The following is a 23,900-nucleotide window of genomic DNA, read 5'->3' as shown; positions in this document are numbered from 1 at the left end:
ACCTACTTCCACAGAAATGGCGGATATTCGTCTAAATCTCCTCGAAGAAAGCGCGCCAGCAGCAAAGCCTGTACATAAGGTACTAGCCCCCACGACATTTTTTCCCCGAGATATGGATGCGTGATTTTTTCCTGTTTCTTGGTTTGCCATGCTTTCAAAAATGTTTTACGTGCTTCATCCGTCATCAGGACAGCTCCGTTTTCCTTTTTATAAAATCCATCCGCTGTCATTTCCTTACGATTAATAAGGGAAAGAACAAATCGATCAGCATAAAGGCCCCTTAGTTCTTCCATAAGATCCAGGGCAAGGGACGCCCGGCCAGGACGGTCTTGATGCATAAAACCGACATAAGCATCAAGACCCACCGTTTCGAGCGCAGCAGCTACATCATTGGCGAGTAACGTGTAAGCAAATGATAACATCGCATTCACATTGTCCTTTGGCGGTCTTCTTGAACGTCCATGAAAAGCGAAGTCCTCTTTCTGCTGCAAGATCATCTGATCAAACACTTTATTATAGTTGATCGCCGCCTGCCCTTCCCATCCACGTAAACTTTCTAAGCTGTCACAATTGCGGATCTCTTGCATCATAACGGACAGAAGTTGAGAGGTTGCTTTAAATTGTTCAACATTGACCCGAAGCGGATGTTCCCTCGTCATCCGTTCAAGCATCCATTTGCTGTTGTATACCTTCCCTGTGATAAAGTTTCGGGCAATTTTTGTGGACTCTTGATCGTTCTCAGACAGGCGGTATTGTGTCTTTCTTAAAACCACATTGCCTCGACTTTCCCCGATCACTCTCGCCAAAAAACGCCCATTTTTCGTTAAAAAGGTGATCGAAATGTTTCGCTCTGCGCAATACCCCATGAGTGCAGGGCTAGCCCCTGTATAACCAAAGCTGACGATCGCCTCTAAATTGTGAAGGGGTAATCTGCCAAGCTTTTCTTGCTCTTTGAGTAATACCACATTATCACCATCAAGGGACAAATACGTATCAGGCTGAGTCACATATAGAGTGTTTAATAGCTTTTTCATTCGCTCAGCCTCCCCTCAATGTAACGTTTCACAGAGCGTTTATTCATCAGCTTCGGCAAGCAAATAGATTGCAACGAGCAATTGTTGCAAAAAGGGCCTGTCTTCACTTTCGGTGTATGACGATTTTCATAGTAATGGTGCATCTCTTTTGCCATCTGTACTACTTTATCTCTTAAAGCATCCGTGATTGGCACTTCGACGCGGTGCTTGATCTCGTTGTAAAACAAATATCCTTTATCAATGCGACAAACAAGCATTTCCTCTAAGCACATCGCTTGAGCCACCAATTGAACAATATCTTCATCGCCCTTCTTTGGCTTCCCTCGCTTGTATTCAACAGGAAATGCCTTATAGCTGCCTGACACACCCGACAACTCGATGCCTTCTGAATCCTGAACAAATTCCACCACATCGCATATACCACTTATTTGAAGGTTCTTAGATTGAATGGGCATGGCGCGAACGGTCAATTTGCTTCCCCGCTTTTCTTTCATAAACGGTTGGTCGGCTTTTTTATGCAAATGTTGCCCTTCAATCGTCCTGACATTCTCTTCCCACTGCTGCTCGATGTGAATCAAGGCCCACTGTCGTTTGCAAAACTGAAAGTGCTGGAGTCCCGACAACATCAAATAGCGGTCTTCTTCATTACTGGCCATCAATCACTTCAACACCCAAGCCATCTAATTCATATAGTTCAACGGCATAATCATCAAAACTCTTAGGTGTATCCGTCTTTGATTCAATTTTTAATGAACGATGCACTTTGGCAGAAGAGTATTGTCCAAGCTTTGAAGAATGCTCCCACCAGTACACTTTATGGACCTCCATGCTCCCATCAGGGCGGGCGGAAGAGCTGTCATTTTCAAACAGGGTGATGAGTGCCTGCTTGATTTTTTCCGCATCTTCATTCGTAAAGCCTGTTTTCTCTGCAAGCTGCGTGTTAATGCTCCCTTTGAACACATAAACACCAAAGTCGACACGGTGCTTCATTCCCATGGTGTCTGAGCTACGTTTATCACCCGTGACCGAGTTAACACTTTTTGTAATCTGGGTGCTAACAATATCAATAGGATCAATGCTCGTTGCTGTGTGAATCGACACAGGACCGCGAACACCAACGGATAAATTGGAGCCTTTAAACGCAAATACTTGTCCAAAACTACGCACATCCATCCACTCTTGACAAGCAATTTTTGCAAATTCATCAACAGACGCATTTTTTGCTTTCAGCATTTTGGCTAACTCAGGATTCGAATCAGCACGATCTCGCAAACTTTTAAAAGAATCTGCTTTACGGTCATCAGATTGAACAAAAATAGGTTCTTCCATATCTAGCAAACGATTGCGAATTTTACGCTTGATCGCAACATCAGAAATCTCCCCATGCCCATCGTAATTTTGACGTGGGCGGTTTCCGTTAAGGGGATCTCCATTCGGATTGGCTTTAGTAACAGATAGAATAACAGCAAAATCAATTTTGTGGTCAAGTATAGTCATTGGTTGGTCTCCTCCTCTTTTTTCTTATAAAGCTCACGACGTTGACTATAAAACCCAAGCAAATATTGTTCCGTCAGAGGGTTGTTGTTAAAGTCCCCTGGCTCAAATTGATCGCCGATCTCGTCGACTAGCTTTGATAAATAGGTCGCTTTAGTTCCGAGTTTGGCTTGGTACGGCTGCAAGCTTTCCTGAATCGTTTTCCACGTACGTCCTGGATTTTTTGAATAAGAGTTCATATAACGAATAGCATTGGTAGCTCTTGTTTCGTCCTTACCGAGAGCCCCTCGCTCCAACACATCAGCAACAGCCAGCAAGCGTCCAAACAAGTAGCTGCGGTCCGTTGAGCTTTTATCAAGTGGCACGCCCCATTCCTCCTTTTGTTCAATGTGCATTTTTCTAATAAGGGCACATGTGATACTTAATGTTTTTTCCCATTCCCAGCGCTCCATCGAGACCGGATTTGAAGCCCGTTGGAAGGCACTTCTAACAATATCCTTTGGGACCCGACGCCCATCGACAATACAAGGAAGCATTCGTTCCATTAAGCCTTTTATGACCTTTTCACTCGCTCTCGGTCCATAAGCGGCAAATGCAATATCCTTCGTTGCAGGTGCCCCATAAAACGAAATAAACTCCTTTTCGTCCCTTCGATACCGGTGCTCCCATGCACACGAATCATGCCACGCCTCTAAACGATTCAAATAGAGTTCTTTATTGAGACTTCGATAATAAAGAACGGCCATTCTCCCAGTCGTTGCTGAATCAAGAACGAGAATATGAACCTCTGTTGGATAGTTCAAGTCACTCCGATAGCCGCCGATCGCTTTCTTAACTTCACCTGCAAAAATTTGCCCTGTATCTGGATCTCTTTCTAACTCACGGTTGGCATGCTTCATGATGTCTACCGCATCCTCATCTGGGTTAGGCACAAGACTGTTATCATTACTCCAAACAAGAAACACACGATCATCAATGCTTTTACTTTGGCGATGAATGAGCCATTTCAAAGCATTATGGGCCTTTTGAGAAACCTCATAGCTAATGCCCACGGCTTCTCGACTTGTTTTAAATCGCCCACGGAAGGTAAAACCAGAGTTATCATTAGCTGATATTAATTTTGCCTTATCCGCCGCATGACGGATCTTATTTGCATGGCGTTCTGTGCTAGGAAGCCTGTTCCCTGTGACGAAACAAATATCCTCTTCGCCTAATTTGTCATTATAAAAAGAAATAAATGAATCAAACATCTCTTTGTCTTTCCAAACATCGTCGATCGACTCAGGGTGAAAAACATTGAATCTCACAAAAGCACTCGCTTGATCGGTAGCACCACTTGAAAAAATAGCGGGCTTTTCCCCCAGTAGCTCTTCATATCGCTTTTCCCATTTTTCGATCAATTGTTGGTTTTCATCGAGCTTAAGGACACCTGCGTCGACCAAGTCTTCAATCAATCGCCCTTTTTTCAAATACGTATAAATGCACTTCACCTTCTCCGTCGCATACGGGGAATTGGCCCACTCACCTAAATTTTTTATATAGGTGTCAAAAGGAGCATCGTCTTGATTTTTGATCTTTCCTCCGTATTTGACAAAATCACCAGCAACATAGCTAAGCTTATCGTGAAGAGGGTACGGTGCAACCTTTGAACCTGAGCGACTGGCAGCCTCTTCTGTACAAGGGATTAACGTGCTCTCTTTCGTTAATGCTTTTGCTCTTAGAAAGTCGCCATCTTCGTCAAGTGTTACTTCGATATGAGCATTTTGGGTCGTATGGGAGATCGGCAGCAATGTGTATTCTCGATCCTCTCCCTTTTTCACCGTTTTCCCAACCTGATCGAGATTGGCTTCATAGGTTTCGTATAGGTGAAGCAACCAACTCATTTCACTCACCTCCTAAGTCATGGAGTAATTGCTCGGCAGATTGAACATTGTCTGGATTAAAGATTTTGGGCTCCATCTCTTTCACAGGTCGGACAATCGGACAGTCTTCGGGCCTTGGAAATTGGATGTACCCATTCTCCATTACAGCAGACCATAACCGCACATCAAGCTGATGTTGACCCGTCTCATCAGGATAGTTAAATCCATGAACCATCGTTCCTAAATGATGCTTCCCTTGTCGATCATAAAAACCGTCGCCACTCCCAAACTCACACGGAGCTACATATCCTTGGCACTCTCTCGCCCCAAGAAAAATATCTCTCCGCCCCCCAGCTTTCAAAGAACGCTGAAGAATGCTGTAATGCTTCCCTTCATTGCGGTCAAACGCCAAGTCAGGTCGGTGAAGATTGAATTCAAAATGGGCCTTTACCTGATAATGCACGTCTTTTAAATACGTATAATGGGCAAGCGTATTACCCCCGCCATATTCAATCGGACGCACCCCTTTAGACTCCATCTGAATCGGCTTCATCACCCGAAGCTCATCGATAACAAAGACAATCGTCGGCTTCCAGTAGATGCTTTCAGCAATTCCTTTCAACGCCTGATAGGTAGGGACACTGTAGGAAAGCTTCTCCCCACCAATCTTCGTAAGCGGATCAGTAAAAAGCGCGTAGTCTCCAAATAGCTCAAATTGGACTTCGTTTCTCATGGGTTGGTTTCACCTCCTTTATTTAATTAAAGAAGAAGCGCTCCTTAGGTATGCCATTTACTAAGGAGCAAATTAGCTATTTCACGATAGACCTAACTACTTCAACTACATTTCTCAAAATTTCTAGGGATTGTTCCTCTTTACTCAAAGGAAAATGCTCTTTCTTCTTTTCTTGCTTTGTCTTAATGGTTTTCAATTCTATCTCCACCTCTCAGTTGTTAGTAAAAGAATATGTATGAGGGAAGATAAAGGTTCCTTCACTTCTTATTATTTTTGAAAGGCGAATCTTTTGCTTATAAGTTCTATAAAAATAATTTAAGAAATAGTATTGTATTAGTCGCGAAATGCGTGGATTGAAGGAAAAAAAATAAAAAGTGGAAACCTTTTGTATTACGGCGGGGTGTTAGATGATCAGATCATCCATCCCGCCTTCTCCTTTGAAATCAACTCCGTACTGGTGGCTATACCAGCTTTCCTTTAATTCATACACCATACCGTCCAAATGCATAACGATGGCGCCTTCCTTTTTTAACTGGTCAATTTCTTGTGAATAAAGGGTGACTGTATACTGCTGCGCCTTTTTCAACACCTTTGATAAGTCGTCAACCCACTCTCCACTGTTTAATTGAGCAATAATGTCCTGGCCTTCTCCGTATGGGACGATAGCCGAGGTCGTATTATGATCAATGACGCGAAAATGGTCAGCTGCCGTCTTATAGCTTCCATTTAATAAGAGAGGGAAATGAGTACCTGTCTTTTTTTGATAGTAGGTGACATAGCTATTTTCCACAGCAAGACTCATCAAAAGCTTGGTCATGTCTTTGTCGACTTCTTTGACAAAGTAATTTAAATTAGCGTCCATTTTACTGTAGTAATATCGAAAGTATTCACGCATTGCTGCTTGAGAGAGCAAATTCCCTTCATATTTCTCTGCCTTCTTTTTAAATCTGGCAAGGACATTTCCGGCAATCTCCTGCCCAACCTCAATTTCTTTCAACTTCGATAACGTTTCCTCCGCATGATCAATCACGTATACGTATTGCAACTGCTCTTCCCCATGTCGATTGCATCTCCCAGCCGCTTGAGCAATTGAATCGAGTCCAGCAAGTGAGCGGATCACACATTTAAAGCTGACGTCGACCCCTGCTTCAATCAATTGAGTGGTCACGCAAATAAACGGAGTACCTTCTTTAAGCAAAGCCCGAATTTCATCTAACTGGTCCTTGCGGTGAGCAGCGCACATCGATGTACTTAAATGGAAAACTGGCAAAGGCCCACCCTCTAGCTTTTCATACAAGTCTTTGACAACCTTTTTGGTATTCAGAATGATGAGCGTACTGCCCCATGATGGCGCCTCGTCTCTAACCCATTCTGCTAACCTCTCATTGGTCATTGGCTGATCCGTTTTATCTAGAATCTCAACTCGTTTAAAAGCTTCGGAGACTTCAGTCAAATTCTGCACGATTTCCCCATCCCGGTCTTTCAGGAGACTATGTTTTACATTTTCGAGGGTAGGTTGAGTCGCTGTACAGAGAAGAATACTGCAATGTGCAAACTCTTTAAGAAAGTTAAGGGCTTCGTTAAAAAGAGAAACGCATTTGGTCGGTACTTTCTGCACTTCATCAAAAATTAAGACGGAATGGCTTAAGTTGTGTAAACGCCGCGTATTACGGTTACCTTTCGCATAAAAAACATTGAGGAATTGGACAAGGGTGGTAAAGATAATCGGGCGATCCCAATTGTCTCGGGCGAGCTTTAGCCGCTCCTTTTTCGTGATGACTCCATCCTCTTGCTCGTCACCGTTCTCGCTGTCTTCGACTACATTTGAATGATGTTCTAAAATGTTTTCGTCACCTCCCAAGATGTTTCTTACTTCTTGGGCATTCTGTTCTATGATTGTAGTAAAAGGAACAATATAAATAATTCTCTGTTTGTTATATTCTTGAGCATGTTTTAGTGCGTAGCGAAGGCTAGCCAGCGTTTTCCCACCCCCTGTCGGAATGGATAGCGTGTAAATACCAGATGGCCGCATGGCAAATGACTCGCACTGCTCAGACATAGCAGACCGCAGTACATTAATTGGTTTCTGCGCACTGTCGCTTTCTTTTAATGAAGCAAGATGGTTGAGCAATTGTTGATGATAGTGCTCAAACAACTGTTGAGGCTGAGTTGGTTCTTCTTCCCTAGCTTGTTCATCAAACATTCGAGTATTCGTACGATCCGCATCAATTAAACAACTGAAAATGTATTTTGTGAGGAAAAAGCTTTGTGTTGGGCTGTTATCCGTGAACTGCTTTATTTCGTCTACCGCTTTAGCTACATACCTAGCCAATTCCGCTTCTGTCATGACCTCTTGAAAAAATCGCTCAACCGCTGACTCATATTCTGGCAGTTCTTTTTCTAAAACACGCGTAAGGAAGTTTGATTCTATGGTGGGAGAAATGTAGTCTTGCAAGTTAGAATGGTGTGAAATAATGGCATTACCAACAACTTCGGCAAGAAGCTTTTCGTGGAAGGAGTTCTCTCTGTCATGAAGCATTTGGTATAACAATCTGCCCCCTGCCGTGGAATGGTCAACTTGTCCCCTCTTTTTCTCAGCTAACTCGGGCTCAAACACAGCTTTATAGATATAATCTTTGAATTCATCTGTGTATTTCCCTAGATCGTGGAGGAGCCCCGCCAATCCAGCTACATGTTGTAACCTCAATTTCGCTCCAAACGTTTCGGCTAAACATTGGACACCGCACAAGTGCTCTTTAAGAGTCTGAATTTCCTTATCAACCTCTCGAATATGGGCAATGTACATAATCGAATCTCCTATAATATATTTACTGAATTATGTACATTTTACCAGACTATGCGCCAAAAATCATCAAAATATAGACAAAATTCCCTCTTTTTCTAGCTTATTGTCCTTTAGTTGCGGTCTAAAGGTAGGGTAAAAGACTATAACGATTTCGCGAGGCCCATTTTTATTTGGGGAAGTCACGGTGTTTGGTCGTTTTCATTAGATGCATGGGAATTTAGATAGAGAAAGCAAATAACCTTCTCTCGGTTTAAAAGGAGAAAAGGTTATTTCACATGAGTATAAGTTCGCTTGTTTACAGGGGCCACTTTATGGAGAATGGCGACACGTATGATGAAAGTTTTAGGTGTCATCGGGTGTCACCGCTCGATGATGTTGGTGCAGGGGCGCTATGTAGAGTGCGACATGTTGGCGGCTTGCTCCGTGGTGATTCTAAATCGAATTTCAATCCACGCACCCATATAGAGTGCGACTTACACAGGTACGGCATATGGCAAAATCAAGACATTATTTCAATCCACGCACTCATATAGAGTGCGACTTCTCTCGAAATGGGGAAGAAATCGCTAATAAGCAATTTCAATCCACGCACCCATAAAGAGTGCGACGGTGGGCGCAAAGGAAAATTAGTGACAACAAAAATTTCAATCCACGCACCCATAAAGAGTGCGACCGAGATTTTCAAAGAAGTGAAAGTAAACAGAGCGCATTTCAATCCACGCACCCAATAAGAGTGCGACCGATCTCGTGCGACAAGGGCGGTCAATAAACTCAGAATTTCAATCCACGCACCCATAAAGAGTGCGACAAGACACCACAATCGTTTGAAAAAAGGTAAGTCCCATTTCAATCCACGCACTCATATAGAGTGCGACCATGGATGATCTTGAGTACGAAGAGATCAGCGAGATTTCAATCCACGCACTCATATAGAGTGCGACTGAATAGGTTACACTTAGTTGGACAGTTTCGTTAAGGTCATATACACTTGATTCAAATAAACTCTGAGGAGAATCAAACATGACCAAGCGTCCGAGAAGAAGCTATACAAAAGAATTTAAGGATCAAATCGTTCAACTTCATGTTTCTGGCAAGCCCCGTGCAGAAATTATCAAAGAATACGAGCTGACGCCTTCTGCCTTTGATAAGTGGGTTCGGCAGCACCAGAACAGTGGATCCTTTGAAGAAAAAGACAACCGTACACCCGAACAGGAAGAGTTGATTCGGCTGCGGAAAGAGAATCAAAAGCTTGCCATGGAGAATGATATTTTAAAGCAAGCCGCGCTGATCATGGGACGAAAGTAGATGTGATTCGGAACAACCGCCACAAATACTCGGTATCAGCAATGTGCGATGTCCTGCAAATGGCCCGAAGTACGTACTATTATGAAGCAAAAATTCGAGACGACCAGGATGAAGAGTTGTCGGAACTGATCGTTGATATTTTTAAGAACAGCCGTGATAACTACGGCCAAAGAAAGATTAAAATTGAGCTAAGAAAGAAAGGCTGGACTGTATCAAGACGCCGTATTGGGCGGATTATGAAGGAGCAGGGCCTGGTTTCCAAATATACAGTAGCTCAGTTTAAACCAGCAAAAACAAGCTGTAATGAATCAGAAATTGGGAATACACTAAACCGGGAGTTTAATCAGGAGCAAGAACTGAAAGTCGTTGTCAGTGATCTAACCTACGTACGTGTTCAACAGAAATGGCATTATATTTGTGTATTAGTAGATTTATATAATCGTGAAATTATTGGCTACAGCGCAGGTCCTCATAAAAGTGCTGAGTTAGTTCAACGTGCCTTTGCATCGGTTAAATACAATCTTCAGCGCCTCGAATTATTCCACACGGACAGAGGAAGTGAGTTTAAGAACAAACTTATCGATCAGGCATTAGAAACCTTTGGCATTGAGCGTTCATTGAGTGAGAAAGGAACGCCCTATGATAACGCCGTCGCAGAAGCCACATTTAAGACGATCAAAACAGAGTTCGTTCGTGGTGCGGTTTTTTCTAGCCAACAGGAACTTGACCTTGAACTTTTTGACTACGTTCACTGGTTCAATACTATTCGAATTCATGGATCATTAGATTACTTAACACCGACTGAATACAAGTTAATGAACCTTTAAATAATTGTCCGATTTAGTGTTGACATTCCAGACACGGGAACAGAAAGATTGATAAGGAGGAAAACAATATTTCAATCCACGCACTCATATAGAGTGCGACGCAGGTTCAACAGTTGAATTCCACGCCACGGAAATTTCAATCCACGCACTCATATAGAGTGCGACCTGATTATATACGATGCGTGGTTGTGAATAGTAATTTCAATCCACGCACTCATATAGAGTGCGACACTCGACGAAGGGGATAGCGTGATTGTGTATGACGATTTCAATCCACGCACTCATATAGAGTGCGACGGGAGAGTTCAGGAGACAATCCCGCTTGGGTTAGATTTCAATCCACGCACTCATATAGAGTGCGACCATTTCAACTTTTGCCTTGCTCAAGTATAAGTGATTTCAATCCACGCACTCATATAGAGTGCGACCATTTCAACTTTTGCCTTGCTCAAGTATAAGTGATTTCAATCCACGCACTCATATAGAGTGCGACCAACAACGAGGAGTTGATCAATCACCTCCTATCAATTTCAATCCACGCACTCATATAGAGTGCGACGCTTGCGAGGTTTAACATAGGCCCTGTCGCTTCGAATTTCAATCCACGCACTCATATAGAGTGCGACAGCGCCCAGTTGGAAGGCTTACGGGACAAGGCTTCCAACTGGGCAAAGGTGCGAACCTATTTTTAGTTTACTATTATTTGGCATTATTCGCTATACATTTCTCCAAAAAACCAGTCATATCAACAGGTGCGGACCTCCTAGGGATATTATGTGCGCTTGGGGTTCGCACCTGTTTTATGTTCACTTAAAGACACACTATGAAGCCCGAAATTTATCCAAACACAACATCAAGTTGACCACAGCCAAAGGTAACATTTCTACCAACATGCAGGCAACTTGCGGCATATAACCATGGAGCAAAGTGATACATATCTCCCTCAAATGTCATCGCACCAAGCAAGCCACCAAAATCCATTTTCCTTTTTCTTCTATTCGAATATCGGCTCATCTCACTCCAGTACAAGCCAGAAGAAGTTGTTTTTACCGAATTCGATAACTCGCAAACATAGGATACTTCATCATCATCCACGTATCCACCATATCGCTTCGTTAATGACTCCATTCTCCTTGTAATGCTTCGAATAATCGTTGGAAAATCGATTTCTCTTAGTAGTTCCCCGCCTCGTCGTATACGAAGCGGCGTTATCAAATGAATAGAACATCTGGAAATCCCTCTTTGCTCCCAAGAGGCAAGCATATTGGTTGCGATTGGTTCCATATGGAGTTTGCCAGAGTGCCAAATCGGCTCCAGTCTGTCCGCCTGCAAAATATCCACAAGCTCAAATTTTTTTCTTTCCACACCAAGCTCGAAGTAGGGAATGCTAACCAACGAATCGATCACGCTTTTCGTATAGTTGACGGCATTGCCTAACAGAATAAACTTAAAGCAAAGCATATCTCCTTCATTGTAAATCTCTTGAAATCTGGGCGGTTCCAAAATATAAGGATTTACAATGTCCTGTTTTCCTCCTCCATATTTGCGATTTTCAAAAACATATTTATAAGTCTCATTATTTGTGGATAGTATCCATCCCATCACACCATGAAGTGTAGAGCCAAGATAACGCGGTAATCGCACGGATTCGCAACATTTTAATCGGATAAGTAATGGCATATATGATAGTGAAAACAACTCTGAATTATACACTGCTATGCTCCAATGTTAATTGAACCAGACCATGAGGCAATCTCTTTGTCTTATCAAGATAAACCGCACTGTTATAGTCATCTCTAATTGATATTGCTGAAAGCATAAGCCCTTTGTAACCGCCAAGTATCAACAGAAAATTATTGCTGCTGTCGGCTTGTGGTTCATTCAAGATCGCTTGGACGTTTTTCCTCAATTCACTTAAGATAAGTTGATCCTCTTCCTTTTTCACCTGATCGGACATCCCCTTGATTCTTTGAACCAGTTGCTCAAGCTTGGTTCTTGTAGCTTGATCTGCCTCTCGAAAATAAAGCTCTGGTTCATGTTTTAGCTTTGTGTTTGATTTTGACCCAACATAAAAAAGTTCTCCAGAATACTCCGAGTCCGCTCTAAGCATTTCAACAGCAACATTGGGGAAGAACTCAGCGACTTCAATTGGCGTATCCTCTTTGGATATATTCTGTACTTTTTGCAAATGATATAGCTGAATATCCTCGCTCTTCACTCTGATATCATCTACCATCAATGAAGGTTTACCTTTCTCTGTTCCGATATCTGGTAAAGCTCCTTTAATAGAGGAACCTGGAATATAATATTGTGTCTCTGCAGGCGCATATCGGGGATAAGTCCCGTACTGATAAAATGGATAAATGATGTTAACTCTTTCCTTGTTCACATGCTCGGAAGCCTGCTTCTCCAAATCTTCTGGTATGAAATCGCCTGCCGCTTTATAAAAACCTTGGTGATCCCTCGGAGACAGAACCAATGTTGAGTAAGTTTTCATTCGATAATTATATTTACGAGGTGGATGGATCGTCATGCTGTTTCCTCCTATCAATGTTTATTGGAAGTAGAAAAGCATTCCCAAACACAATATCTCGCGAGTTAAATGGTGATTGAATCGAGCAGCCAGCTGTTTTCAAAGCTTCCTTTACAAAAACAATGCTGCCTGCGTCAATAAAGCTGATAAACTGACCAGAGAACTCCTTATCCCATCCTCCTGCAGAATCATAAGGGCGCCTTTCCGAAGTAAAAAGCTTTAGTGACGAGAGATTAAAATTAATCTCTTGAGGCAAAAGCATCCCCAGATTCAAATAGGTATTTGGCTGCTGACCTGAATCACCAAACTCAAAAGATTGTATGCGATTCACTATAAATGTATTGAAGCCTTGCGAAGCTCTAGCTCCCAGAAAGAAGCGTCTTCTGCTCTCTTGTGCATGCATCAAGGCATTCCAAAACTCACCACTCTCTTCACACTTGTCAACGCGTAGGTAAAACGAAAATTCAGTAACGATCTCCTTTTTTCCTTCATCTAATACTTCGACGACGTTGACTTCAGGGACAGAGTACAAATTGGGATCCAGCCCTGGCATGTCATACCTGAGACTGTCAATCGCCGCGTGAATCTGTTGGGAAGACTCTATACACGAAAAAGGATACAGATAGTCAGCTTGGTTCGGATTCTCTATCGCCTTGAAAATCTCCGCCAACTTCATGAAAGAGCGCTTCTTTATCTCCTTATAGGTTCCCTTGTCCTTCTTCCTATCAGACTGATCGGACGGCTGTCCAGATAATGAGTCCAGTAAATAAGTTTGTGGCAGCGGCAAATAATCGCGAGGCATCATATTGGACAAGGAAAAGTACAACTCCCCTTCCCTAATCTTTGAAACCAGTAACGTTGCTCTCTCGGAGGAATACCGCTCTGCATACAGATAAATTAACGCGCCAAATATTCTCTGAGAATCCGGTAGCTGTGTAAGCCGTCCCGTCAGTGACATTTCTACTTTATAGGTTACAGTTACAGTTTCAGTCAAATCAATCTCCCTCCCGGCTCACTTCCACCTGTATTCTGCCATATCCACGGCTTCCGGAATTGCCCAGACGATATACGCCAGCATTAAATTGATAGATAGCATTCTCTATAAATCTCGCTGTAACATCTATTGGTACTGTTAATTGATCAAGCATATAAAAATGAATCTCCCCTGAAAACTCTACACCTGGACGAACCGTTTTATAGGTTCGTGGATTGGCGATTACATCAGGAGCCTTATGGGAATCACTAATCACTTCTATCGAGTTTTTAGAGTCAATAGAGAATGGATCAACATCTCCTGTTCCTATTAGTTGCAAGTCATTAAAGATTAATTTCGGCGTATGATTAAATCCGTCCACTCCAAACAGGTACTCCGCTGATGCCTTATGGATTGCTTCTTCAAAACGTTTTTCAACCCTTTCCCTTAGGAACCGCTCATCCTTCTCTTTCATTTCTTCAATCCGGAGCAAGTTTTCTTCTTGCTTGGTGACAAGATAACCTTGGTAAGCTTCCGTTATCAGCTTCGCTTCTGCGGAACTTTTAGTTAGATCCCGCACAATTCTTCTCAAGCTCCCTTTGAAAGAAGATGCCGGAATATAAGGCTTGCCATTATGATCAGTGACGGTAAACAGATCGATACCGCCAATCTCAAAGGTTCTCGGGGAACCACCTATAAACAGATTAGAAAGTGTAGTCACTTTCAACTGGATCGTATTCACGCTCATCTTTTATCCCCTTTCGGTCCTCTATCTTTTTGGTTCCGATTTTTATTTCTGTTAGTCTGATTTTTTTTCTTTTTATCTGTATAAGTTGAATTTATCTTTTACAATCGAATGCACAATCGATCAATAACTTTTCTAGGTGAGTCATTTAACTCACGAATAAAAGCTTGCACATTTCTTCGAATCTCTTTAACAGAGGAATAAAAAAGGTTATTAATTACGTCTGATTTGAGCCATTTCCATAACCCTTCAATGAGATTTAACTCAGGGCTGTAAGGTGGTAAAAAAACCAATTCTAAACGATGTTGGTGGTTACGCAAAAAAGGTTCAATCAGCTTCGCATGATGAATACGGGCATTATCTAACACCATGACAATCTTACCGGTCGGATAGTGTTTCAATACCTTTTGAAGAAAACGAAGAAACGCTTCGGCATCGTATCGTTCTTCTTCTACACAAAGCACATCTCCCGTTTCATAATTAAGTGTACCGATGAGTTTGACACCCTGGTGCTTTCCATAAGTCGGAATGATTCGTTGCTTGCCTTTTAAAAACCATGTGTATTGAAGAGCTTGGTAATCCCGAATCATCGACTCATCTTGAAAGAGAAGATGGTCAATCTCCTCATTTAAGAGTTTTTTTATAGGCAGGGAACGTCTCTTCCACAAACTCTTTTTGTTTCAACGGGTCAGCTTTTGCCAGCGTATAAGTCGGTTTGGTATAACTAAGGCCTAAATCGTGTAAAAGTCGAGAGACACCACGAAGAGTATACGGTTGGTTCCATTTTTTCTCGATAAATGAAGCAATGATCTTTAACGTCCAATTATACTTAGCTGGGAAGCCAACATCTACGGGAAGTTTGGTCGCAATCACTTGAGCCAATTCCTGTTCTTGTTCGGGTGTTAATTTGCGTGGCGCTCCAGGTGATTGTCCCATGGTTAAGCCATCTAGTCCCTTTTCTTCGTAGGCATTCACATAGTTATAGATAGTTTTTTCGGAACGCCCAATCATGGTTGTGATTTCTTTTTTAGAATAGCCTTGTAAATAAAAGTAAATCGCTTGATAACGTTCATACATTCGTTTATCTTTGGTCGTTTTCATCGCTGTAAGCAAGATTTCGATTTCATGTTGACGTGAATGGGTCATCTCGTTCCTCTCCGTTCATTGGTAAGTGTTACCCTTATATTTCAACAGAGAGTAATTGTAATCCTTTAATTCAACTTATATGGATATAAAGTTTTGTATAGTATGGATAGCTCGTTCAAACGATAGAAAATAAGCAAGGAGTCTATATAGTCATCTGTCCAAAGGTTTGTCCGATCTCCAACACTCCGAAAGCTTTCTTTATCAAAGAATAGCCCCGGTGGTGCTTTCTTTTCTAATTTCCTTTGAGCTTTCAGTTCTTCAATATCTTCTTTCGTCCGATCATTCACTGATTGAAGCATCTCAGCAACGGTCCCGATTTGACTCTTGTCCATTTTTTTGAAGCGGTGAAACATGGAGCTGGAGATTTGTAACCTCCGGTAAGTCTCAACCTTAGATCCATTAGGAGCTGTATATCTATCAAACATCGCAAAAAAATTACGGAATTGGCGAATATCATACTCTTTAATCGTGTTATCGTTCTTCAAGGAACCATACAAATTCTGATGATACAAATACCTCAACGGCTTATTGAACAGAGTTCCTCGTAACTTACGGATATCAGAATATTTAGGCTCGACTTTATCACCTGTATTCGCAAAACGTGGATCAGAAAACAGCAGTAGCATACGCACATATCTTTCTAACCGAATACGTTGACGAGACCCAAAACGCAATTCCTTTTCTGAATTCCTCTTTCCATTCGAATTTTCTTTTCTCCCGCAGCTACGTTCTTCTTTTGGGGCAAGCACCTGTCTCAGAAGTTTTTCAATCAGCAATAATTCATACTCTCTCAGATCTTTATTGCTGCTCTCCAAATGCTCTGGCAATAAATGATACAGAACGGCGTTGCTGAATTTAACGTCACTGCTACCAATCGTCTTGTCGCTAATCTTGCTTAGCAACCCGTATAAAAAATGATGCGCAGCAAAGCCTTTTCCCATGGCTCCTTTCAAAAGAGCTACATCATCTTTAAAATAAGCCCATTGTGATTTCTTCTCTGCATCATAATCCTCGAAGATATAATTATTAATGCTAATCTTCATATAAGAGGACTTTTCAACCTTATCCTTGTCGTTTCGTGAACAAGCCTTAGCCTCATCCAATTGATGTTGTACTCTCTCATAGTAATACCGAATTGGCTCACGGTTGAAGGTAAAATCAATGCCTACACTCAAGGAAAGCTGTGGCAAATGGGTGATGTAATGTTCACTTAATTTGTTGATCTCTTCATTCAATTGCTGCAAAATTTCTTTGCACAAATTGATACCACCCAATAAATGAGCAGCAGTCACCGCGAAGAAGATGTCATCTCCAGCCATATATAATGGATACAGCTTGAAGTCCTTGTCCTTCTCCTGATATTTCGCAGTGATTTTATGTAAATAATCCAGACTTATGAATTTGGACAATAATTGGCTGATTGCATTATATATCTTGTAATCTCCAAGTTGTTCAAACAAAGCCCCCATGCCGTCTAAATCAGCCTTAATAACAGCAATCCGAAAATGGTTGTCGTTGTCATCCTCTTCTTGGGAATAGAGCGCATTAATATCGCGTGAAAACGACGGATACATTTTATCTAGATCAATTGATAATCGAAGTTCATTTCCCTTAGGGACACCACAAAACTGAAATAGCAAGTCTCGATGACTAGTGATGATCTCATTCAGGCACTTCGGTTGTCTAAGGCGGTCTTTACTCTCTTTAATTGCCCTTAGTTTATCCTGGCTTGTCGAAAGCTTCCTCTCAAAGACAACATGTTTAATTAACAGCTGGCCTTTGAACGTTTTATAATACTTTCTGAACAATTGGTTCAGCTTTTTCGTAATCTGTTCTTGGTCAAGCGAGGTGGTAAATATGCACATGCCTGAACATGCAAGCAATAGCTCATCAATATGATCGTTAAACTCGCCATCTTCTCCCTTGATTCCAATGTCCCTAAAAAACGTCTCGGAGATCAACTGCGATGAATTTACGATTTCCCGAAGTGTCCCGCTGTTGGCCTGATTTTCCTGGATATACGCCTGCAGCACATGGTAAAGGAATGACTGTACTTTATCAATCGATACAGCAACAACATAGTCGCCCATCACGAACCCATCCTTTCCGCATTAAATAGTTTGGCATATGCGCGGTGCGGGAACAGTAAAGGGTTATTAATTAGCATTAACAGTTGATTCAATTGGAAATTAAACGTGAGCAAAGATACAAGTGTATCATCTTCATCTTTCACTTCGTAGTCTTTCAGCTTGATATCCGTTAAGAGTTTCTCGTTACAGATTTCTTTATCAGGGTTCGTTTCATGAAAATTAAGCTTTCTAAACCAGTCTTTCAAGTTCCCTCCTCTATTATCCTCAATATCAATACGTCCTCCCATGTCATCGTTTACAGCAAGGAGCACAAAATCAAAGTTTTGCTGAATCTCTTCGTTCACTTCCGACTTCAGCGTACATAAAATGCGAATCGGGCATGTCGATTTCTGTGTAGGAACCGAGCCAATGGCGATTTGGTTTGCTATTCTTGTGATTGAATTATCTGCGGTTTTTAGCTTCATTAAGTTATCGCACCATTTTGTGATCCCTTCTAAACTTTGACTTTTGCATTCTACCACCACAGCCACCGCTTCAATCGGGATAAACTTCAAACGCCCGTAACGAAAAATATAAGGGGTGTAGGTTTCATCAAGTATAGCCAAATCAACCTCACTGGAGACATTCCCTTCCGAATCAATGATAAAGACGGAGTGTTCAATGACAAATTTTTTGGGAATAATCATTTCAAACAACTGAGCCCAGATATCCTCACGGGCAGAACCAATGCTTGTTCCATGTAAATCATGTTTCATATAGAGCTGGTTCACGATCGATTGTTCTACTTGTCGGTAGTTCTCTTTCACATTTGCCACTAGCTTCTGTTTACGTTTTTCTTTAGTCATTTCTATCCCCTCCATCAAAAAACTGCAAAAATAAGATATTTTGATATTATTCTACATCGACAAACCTATACCCTTCCAAAGAAACCCACTAAATGTCCTACATTAAATAATAATCAGAGAGTTACTTATTAAAACCTTAGTATTTTATAATCACGCTAAGTCTCACAAGCTTAGCGAAGCATTTGCTAAATGATGGATACTAATTAGAAAAGAAATATCTGAGTTTTGACTATATTGTAAACACTACGCTTCGGTACAACACACTACCTAAAAAAGTATATTATCTAGTGAATCTAAACCAGAGTGTATTTCGATATATTTATATTTTTTATCAACTCATCGATTTTTTCAGTAGATCATCAGTGTTAGCATGCCGCAAAACCATTTAAACGGTTGGAGTGGGGAAATAGATATTCTCGAATTGAGATAATAGGAAATTTGATGTTAAGACTATAAACTCGATAGTTAAAAAGTTGGTTTACAGTAAAAAGATGACCTCAGAAATGATTCAGGGTCATCTTCTTCATGATTATTGAATCCGCATAAGCCAAATCGAAGCATTGCAGAAACCAAATGTCACGCTCGCTCACTATTATTTCCCACGCACCATGAAGAGTGCGACGGACTCCATATATAAAACTTGAAGGAGAATGGCAAGATTTCAATCCACGCACTCATATAGAGTGCGACAACTCGCCCTTTTCCTCGTCGTCAATCGCGAGACCATTTCAATCCACGCACTCATATAGAGTGCGACACACTCATCGTCGTTTGCTGGCTTGATGTGATCTATTTCAATCCACGCACTCATATAGAGTGCGACCTCCGTGGGATAAGGCGTATTTGTACCACCGCGAATTTCAATCCACGCACTCATATAGAGTGCGACAGGGACATCTGACATTAAGCCAACCGCTTAAGCACTTATTTCAATCCACGCACTCATATAGAGTGCGACAATGCTGCCTTTCGCCTTCATGCTGTGCTTAACAGTATTTCAATCCACGCACTCATATAGAGTGCGACATCTAGGTGTTTCGGCTTCAACCATCCGCAAATGATTTCAATCCACGCACTCATATAGAGTGCGACGAGCACAATCCAGACGACGATTGAACGTGCTGAATTTCAATCCACGCACTCATATAGAGTGCGACATGGCACGCTTTTGTTTTGCCCCAACAACGATTTTATTTCAATCCACGCACTCATATAGAGTGCGACTTGCGCGTTTTGATCGATGAGCGTTTCAGCGCGTATTTCAATCCACGCACTCATATAGAGTGCGACAGAAGACTGGACGAAACTGGCCGAGGACATCAAAATTTCAATCCACGCACTCATATAGAGTGCGACGGTTCCGTCAAGCTCGATTAGCGCGCCTTTGATTCATTTCAATCCACGCACTCATATAGAGTGCGACGGGTGTGGTACCCTCCGTCCAGTTTACCTTGAAAGATTTCAATCCACGCACTCATATAGAGTGCGACGTAGTTTGAACCTATCGTTCAAAACTGGGGAATGATTTCAATCCACGCACTCATATAGAGTGCGACGGACACTTGATCCGTCATCTGCCCCACACAACATAATTTCAATCCACGCACTCATATAGAGTGCGACATGACAGCTCAGCGCTGCTTCTCTCTCATCTTTATTTCAATCCACGCACTCATATAGAGTGCGACAATACCATGTAAACACAATAGCGATCTATTACAAATTTCAATCCACGCACTCATATAGAGTGCGACTATCGAGCAGCTGAACGGACAAGTAGAAGGACTATTTCAATCCACGCACTCATATAGAGTGCGACCACATGGTTATTTATCCTCAACGATACAGTGGGATTTCAATCCACGCACTCATATAGAGTGCGACGACATATATTTACCTCCTTATCGCTTAAGTATAATTTCAATCCACGCACTCATATAGAGTGCGACTGATCGCTCATAAAGAGCAAACTTCTTCCGCTTACATTTCAATCCACGCACTCATATAGAGTGCGACGATGAACCGATATATTGCGAGCGGTGTGGTAAAATTTCAATCCACGCACTCATATAGAGTGCGACGAGACCAGGAATAAAAGCCAGATACAACTATATGAATTTCAATCCACGCACTCATATAGAGTGCGACGAAGAATACGAATCTAGAATGGAGACGAAATGGTATTTCAATCCACGCACTCATATAGAGTGCGACGGCAAAAGTACGCGCGGTACTGGATATGAGGTGAATTTCAATCCACGCACTCATATAGAGTGCGACAGCGCCCAGTTGGAAGGCTTGCGAGACAAGGCTTCCAGTGAGCAAAGGTGCGAACCTATTTTTAGTTTACTATTATTTGGCATTATTCGCTATACATTTCTCCAAAAAACCAGTCATATCAACAGGTGCGGACCTCCTAGGGATTTTATGTGCGCTTGGGGTTCGCACCAGAAGGAGGTGACCTTTTTTTGCTAGATATCAATAGCAGCATTATACTCACTGTCATTTTCTTTCGTTGTAAAGCCCATAACAAAAAACAGCGGACATTCTTTTGAAGCCCCTGCATACAAGCTAGCGGGGAAAATGATGATTTACTATTTCGATCAGACGTTCCGATTTTTCTGATATAACCGTTTCTGACAGTCTTGCTCCTGCTATAATTGGTGACCACTGAAAAATATCAGCCTGAGACAAACCTCTTTTTTTGCAAGAAAGATGTAAATACATATCGGCTAGCTCTGCGGAAAACTGGGAATATAAGAGGTACGTACGGCAAATGTCAGCACATATATCGCCCACACTGGCATCCACCCAGTCAATAATCGTTACTTTATTGTTCGTCATGATCAAGTTGTACAAATGAAAATCTCCATGACAAAGCCTGTTGTCGGTGGACAGTGTTTCTAATCTTTTTAATAAAGCTGACCTCTGGTTATTGCTCAATCCAGGAGCAGCCTTAATTTGACGGCTTAATTTTTCAGACATAGGTTCAAGGGAATCAGCGACTTTCGAATGAATTTGATGCTGTATATCAACGGAAATACTCATGTAATATTCTGCTTGTTCCTTGTTTTCGAATAAAATCTCTCCCATTGTTTTCCCGTTGATATATTCCATCATAATCGCTTGTTTTCCATTGACTTCAGTGACATCGAAAATTTCAGGCACAGACAGTCCACATGAATGGGCGTATTTATGTTTCCTTGCTTCCTTTGCTGCTTCTGTATCGGGCAAATAATCCTTGAACACCTTTACAATCCTGTTTTCAACAAGATAGATTTTTGCTGTGTTTCCCTCTGCAATAGGTGTGCCTAGCTCCATTCGTTCACTCCCCTGTCTTGTTTTAAAATCCAGAAAATCTATTATTAGCATATCGGCAAAAATTTCAATTAAGCTGTAATCATTTTGACCTGATTTCGATCTCCAGCTTTCACAAGTTTGAGCGAGCTGAATCCGACATTTTTTTGTGACGTAGTTAGGAAATCACCTAGTAAAAGGGAATCTCACCCTCCCCTTAGGAAAATTCTCTCTCTATTCTTATTAAAATCATTATGTTCCTTTTAATTCTAACACATATTTTTACACAATTTACTTTTTATTTGGTGTGGGTTCTCTAGGGATTTTATGTGTCCTTAGGGTTCACACTCGTTCGTTTAGCTAGGTAAATCCGATTTCTAGCCTATACAACTTTGTGTAACAGCAGGGGGCTGTCTCAAAAGCCCTTAAAAAGAAAAGCCTGAAGTGACATTTATAAGTCGCTTCAGGCTTTTTGTCTCCGATGATCGGTTTATCTCTTCCTGAAACAGGCGGATGGTCTTCGCCTGTTTCAGGAAGTTGTGGGCGATTGCGATCAGCCCAAACTCAATGTTCACCTTGTCAAGGCCACGAAGGTGAAAACGACGGAACGACCGATTGCCCTTGATATGACCGAACACGCTTTCGACCTCTGTTTTCCGTTTTCGATAGGTCTTTGCGCCTTCTTCCGTATCAAGGGCTCGTTTCATTTTTGATTTTCCTTCTTCATATACCGGATTATAGTGAATCTGGCGATTGCCTTTCGCTTTTGTACAATCCGTCTTGAATGGACACCCGGTACAGTCTTCACATTCATATATTTTGAAGTCTCGTTCGTATCCGTAGGCATCCGTTCGTTTGCGGTAGTATCGAAAAGTCACTCTCCGGTTATTTGGGCATATATAGGTATCATCATGTTCCAAATACGTCCAGTTCTGTACCTTCCATGGGTCGTTCCGATAGACCCGGCTTTCTTCTTTTCTCATCGTATGATAAGGGATGAGGGCATCCCATTCGTTTTCAGCGATATATAAATAGTTGGGCTCACTTCCATAACCAGCGTCTGCGATTAGCTTCTTTGGAAAGGGGAGTTGGCGTTCTTCAAGCATACGAAGGTGTGGAATCAAACAACGAGTATCTGTTGGGCGTTGATGAATGGAATAACCGACAATGAATTGATTTTCGGTCCCTGCCTGTACATTATATCCGGGTTTCAGTTGACCGTTTTTCATATGATCTTCCTTCATACGCATAAATGTGGCATCTCGATCGGTTTTGGAGAAACTATTTCGATCACCGAATGTCGCTAATTGATCTTCGTATCTTTCTAAGCGTGGCAGATAGTCTGTGTTTAACTTCTTATGTAATTGGCGCCAGTGACGAGCTTCCGCTTTTTTCTCTTTTTTCAGAACCGGATCTTGTTCGTCATGAAGGGCTTGTTCCGCTTGATTCGCCTGTTTTTCCACTTGAGTGACAGCTTCACGTAACTGTTCAGAAGTCACACGCTTGTTTTCCCCTTGATCATTCTCTACCTGCTGGTTATCGGAATCAATCGTCTCTTCAATGTGGGCGAATAATTCTTCGAGCTTGTCCTGTAGCCGCTCCTTATACTTCTGGACGGACTTTTTCCAAACAAACGTATATCGATTGGCATTCGCCTCGATTTTGGTTCCATCGAGAAAGTAGTTGTCCATGGTGATGTAGTTTTGGTCGAGCAGTAACTGAATGAGGGACGTAAACAATGGCTCAATGATGTCTTTCATTCGTTCCGAGCGAAAACGATTAATGGTGCGGAAATCTGGTGTTTGACGAGCGGCCAACCACATCATCGGAAGATGTTCACGCAGGGACTTGGCAATGTCGCGACACGAATATAATTTTTGCGTGTAGGCATACAAAATGATTTTCGTCATCATCTTTGGGTGGTAGGCACTCCGGCCGCCACCTTTGTATGGGGCGTAGAAGAGATCTTCATCCACCATTTCCACCATGTCATTCACCACACGCGCCACATGGTCTTCGGCGATGAGATCGCTAAAATCCATTGGAAGGACTAATTGGTCCATGTTATAATGAATGAAAGTAGCTATAGAGTTACTCAAAAGAATCGCCTCCGTTTTCTTATTTTGTTTGTGTGGGTACTTACATTATAACGAACGGGGCGATTTTTTTGTATTCAAAAGGGCTGCCCATAAGTCAATCATTTTGACTTA

The 23,900-nt window shown here is 41.9% G+C and carries 16 protein-coding genes and 3 CRISPR repeat arrays; of the genes, 1 reads left to right on the top strand and 15 read right to left on the bottom strand.

Features of this window, described 5'->3' with window-relative positions; all coding sequences use genetic code 11:
• Positions 1–2: 2 nt before the first annotated feature.
• The 6 genes from cas1c to cas3 all read right to left on the bottom strand — a co-directional run bounded on the left by cas1c (position 3) and on the right by cas3 (position 7,929).
• Positions 3–1,034, bottom strand: coding sequence for a type I-C CRISPR-associated endonuclease Cas1c (cas1c, locus tag FED51_RS01955; RefSeq protein WP_138090169.1), 1,032 nt, complete (start codon positions 1,032–1,034; stop codon positions 3–5).
• A complete protein-coding gene (gene cas4, locus FED51_RS01950) occupies positions 1,031–1,690 on the bottom strand; it encodes a CRISPR-associated protein Cas4 (RefSeq protein WP_041820143.1) in 660 nt (219 codons plus the stop codon). Before cas4 ends, cas1c begins: the two co-directional genes overlap by 4 nt.
• Positions 1,680–2,531, bottom strand: coding sequence for a type I-C CRISPR-associated protein Cas7/Csd2 (gene cas7c, locus FED51_RS01945; protein WP_134229866.1), 852 nt, complete (start codon positions 2,529–2,531; stop codon positions 1,680–1,682). Before cas7c ends, cas4 begins: the two co-directional genes overlap by 11 nt.
• Positions 2,528–4,411, bottom strand: coding sequence for a type I-C CRISPR-associated protein Cas8c/Csd1 (gene cas8c, locus FED51_RS01940; RefSeq protein ID WP_138090167.1), 1,884 nt, complete (start codon positions 4,409–4,411; stop codon positions 2,528–2,530). The genes cas7c and cas8c overlap by 4 nt, the downstream gene beginning before the upstream one ends.
• Before the next feature lies 1 nt (position 4,412).
• Complete coding sequence (gene cas5c, locus FED51_RS01935) at positions 4,413–5,123, bottom strand: type I-C CRISPR-associated protein Cas5c (RefSeq protein ID WP_134229864.1); 711 nt, start codon at positions 5,121–5,123, stop codon at positions 4,413–4,415.
• Positions 5,124–5,526: 403 nt separating this feature from the next.
• Positions 5,527–7,929 carry a CRISPR-associated helicase Cas3' gene (gene cas3, locus FED51_RS01930; protein WP_138090165.1) on the bottom strand — a complete coding sequence of 801 codons (2,403 nt, stop codon included), beginning with the start codon at positions 7,927–7,929 and terminating at the stop codon, positions 5,527–5,529.
• Positions 7,930–8,370: 441 nt separating this feature from the next.
• A CRISPR array of direct repeats spans positions 8,371–8,870; the repeat unit is 32 nt; unit sequence ATTTCAATCCACGCACTCATATAGAGTGCGAC.
• A 79-nt stretch (positions 8,871–8,949) separates the two neighbouring features.
• Between cas3 and FED51_RS01925 the strand changes: the two genes are divergently transcribed.
• Positions 8,950–10,061, top strand: a protein-coding gene (locus FED51_RS01925; RefSeq protein WP_134228893.1) for an IS3-like element IS655 family transposase whose coding sequence is annotated in 2 segments (ribosomal slippage) — positions 8,950–9,199 and positions 9,199–10,061 — 1,113 coding nt in all. Because the reading frame shifts where the segments join, the coding sequence is not laid out codon by codon here.
• A gap of 67 nt (positions 10,062–10,128) precedes the next feature.
• Positions 10,129–10,687: direct repeats of the CRISPR family, unit length 32 nt; unit sequence ATTTCAATCCACGCACTCATATAGAGTGCGAC.
• Between the two features lie 211 nt (positions 10,688–10,898).
• Here FED51_RS01925 and cas6 read toward each other — a convergent pair.
• The 9 genes from cas6 to FED51_RS01880 all read right to left on the bottom strand — a co-directional run bounded on the left by cas6 (position 10,899) and on the right by FED51_RS01880 (position 23,753).
• Entirely contained in the window at positions 10,899–11,774 is an 876-nt protein-coding gene (gene cas6, locus FED51_RS01920; RefSeq protein WP_138090162.1) for a CRISPR system precrRNA processing endoribonuclease RAMP protein Cas6, read from the bottom strand.
• Positions 11,767–12,594: a hypothetical protein gene (locus FED51_RS01915; protein WP_138090159.1), complete on the bottom strand. Its 828-nt coding sequence runs from the start codon at positions 12,592–12,594 to the stop codon at positions 11,767–11,769. The genes cas6 and FED51_RS01915 overlap by 8 nt, the downstream gene beginning before the upstream one ends.
• The gene (locus FED51_RS01910; RefSeq protein WP_138090156.1) at positions 12,572–13,588 is read right to left on the bottom strand and encodes a hypothetical protein; all 1,017 of its coding nucleotides are present in this window, start codon (positions 13,586–13,588) and stop codon (positions 12,572–12,574) included. Before FED51_RS01910 ends, FED51_RS01915 begins: the two co-directional genes overlap by 23 nt.
• 1 nt (position 13,589) lies before the next feature.
• The gene (locus tag FED51_RS01905; RefSeq protein WP_218973205.1) at positions 13,590–14,315 is read right to left on the bottom strand and encodes an RAMP superfamily CRISPR-associated protein; all 726 of its coding nucleotides are present in this window, start codon (positions 14,313–14,315) and stop codon (positions 13,590–13,592) included.
• A 98-nt stretch (positions 14,316–14,413) separates the two neighbouring features.
• Positions 14,414–15,458, bottom strand: a protein-coding gene (locus tag FED51_RS01900; protein WP_138090154.1) for an IS630 family transposase whose coding sequence is annotated in 2 segments (ribosomal slippage) — positions 14,414–14,959 and positions 14,961–15,458 — 1,044 coding nt in all. Because the reading frame shifts where the segments join, the coding sequence is not laid out codon by codon here.
• A 65-nt stretch (positions 15,459–15,523) separates the two neighbouring features.
• Positions 15,524–17,548, bottom strand: a complete 2,025-nt coding sequence (locus FED51_RS01895) for a Cas10/Cmr2 second palm domain-containing protein (RefSeq protein WP_138090152.1) — start codon at positions 17,546–17,548, stop codon at positions 15,524–15,526.
• A complete protein-coding gene (locus FED51_RS01890) occupies positions 17,548–18,393 on the bottom strand; it encodes a DUF6602 domain-containing protein (protein ID WP_138090150.1) in 846 nt (281 codons plus the stop codon). Before FED51_RS01890 ends, FED51_RS01895 begins: the two co-directional genes overlap by 1 nt.
• A gap of 658 nt (positions 18,394–19,051) precedes the next feature.
• Positions 19,052–20,673: direct repeats of the CRISPR family, unit length 32 nt; unit sequence ATTTCAATCCACGCACTCATATAGAGTGCGAC.
• A 291-nt stretch (positions 20,674–20,964) separates the two neighbouring features.
• Positions 20,965–21,714, bottom strand: a complete 750-nt coding sequence (locus FED51_RS01885) for an aminoglycoside phosphotransferase family protein (RefSeq protein ID WP_138090148.1) — start codon at positions 21,712–21,714, stop codon at positions 20,965–20,967.
• 401 nt (positions 21,715–22,115) lie between these two features.
• On the bottom strand, positions 22,116–23,753 hold the full coding sequence (locus FED51_RS01880; protein WP_138091072.1) for an IS1182 family transposase: 1,638 nt from the start codon (positions 23,751–23,753) through the stop codon (positions 22,116–22,118).
• Positions 23,754–23,900 lie beyond the last annotated feature (147 nt).

Origin of the sequence: Halalkalibacterium halodurans (assembly GCF_005671335.1) — a bacterium.
Classification (GTDB): Bacteria; Bacillota; Bacilli; order Bacillales; family Bacillaceae_D; genus Halalkalibacterium; species Halalkalibacterium halodurans.
Note: the sequence above shows the minus strand (reverse complement) of the source record. Positions and strands in the feature narration are given on the sequence as shown.

What these genes read in the sequence shown, in the direction of transcription:
- cas1c (WP_138090169.1), bottom strand. Translation starts at nt 1,034, where the DNA reads ATGAAAAAGCTATTAAACACTCTATATGTGACTCAGCCTGATACGTAT.
- cas4 (WP_041820143.1), bottom strand. Translation starts at nt 1,690, where the DNA reads ATGGCCAGTAATGAAGAAGACCGCTATTTGATGTTGTCGGGACTCCAG.
- cas7c (WP_134229866.1), bottom strand. Translation starts at nt 2,531, where the DNA reads ATGACTATACTTGACCACAAAATTGATTTTGCTGTTATTCTATCTGTT.
- cas8c (WP_138090167.1), bottom strand. Translation starts at nt 4,411, where the DNA reads ATGAGTTGGTTGCTTCACCTATACGAAACCTATGAAGCCAATCTCGAT.
- cas5c (WP_134229864.1), bottom strand. Translation starts at nt 5,123, where the DNA reads ATGAGAAACGAAGTCCAATTTGAGCTATTTGGAGACTACGCGCTTTTT.
- cas3 (WP_138090165.1), bottom strand. Translation starts at nt 7,929, where the DNA reads ATGTACATTGCCCATATTCGAGAGGTTGATAAGGAAATTCAGACTCTT.
- FED51_RS01915 (WP_138090159.1), bottom strand. Translation starts at nt 12,594, where the DNA reads ATGACGATCCATCCACCTCGTAAATATAATTATCGAATGAAAACTTAC.
- FED51_RS01905 (WP_218973205.1), bottom strand. Translation starts at nt 14,315, where the DNA reads ATGAGCGTGAATACGATCCAGTTGAAAGTGACTACACTTTCTAATCTG.
- FED51_RS01895 (WP_138090152.1), bottom strand. Translation starts at nt 17,548, where the DNA reads ATGGGCGACTATGTTGTTGCTGTATCGATTGATAAAGTACAGTCATTC.
- FED51_RS01890 (WP_138090150.1), bottom strand. Translation starts at nt 18,393, where the DNA reads ATGACTAAAGAAAAACGTAAACAGAAGCTAGTGGCAAATGTGAAAGAG.
- FED51_RS01885 (WP_138090148.1), bottom strand. Translation starts at nt 21,714, where the DNA reads ATGGAGCTAGGCACACCTATTGCAGAGGGAAACACAGCAAAAATCTAT.
- FED51_RS01880 (WP_138091072.1), bottom strand. Translation starts at nt 23,753, where the DNA reads ATGGACCAATTAGTCCTTCCAATGGATTTTAGCGATCTCATCGCCGAA.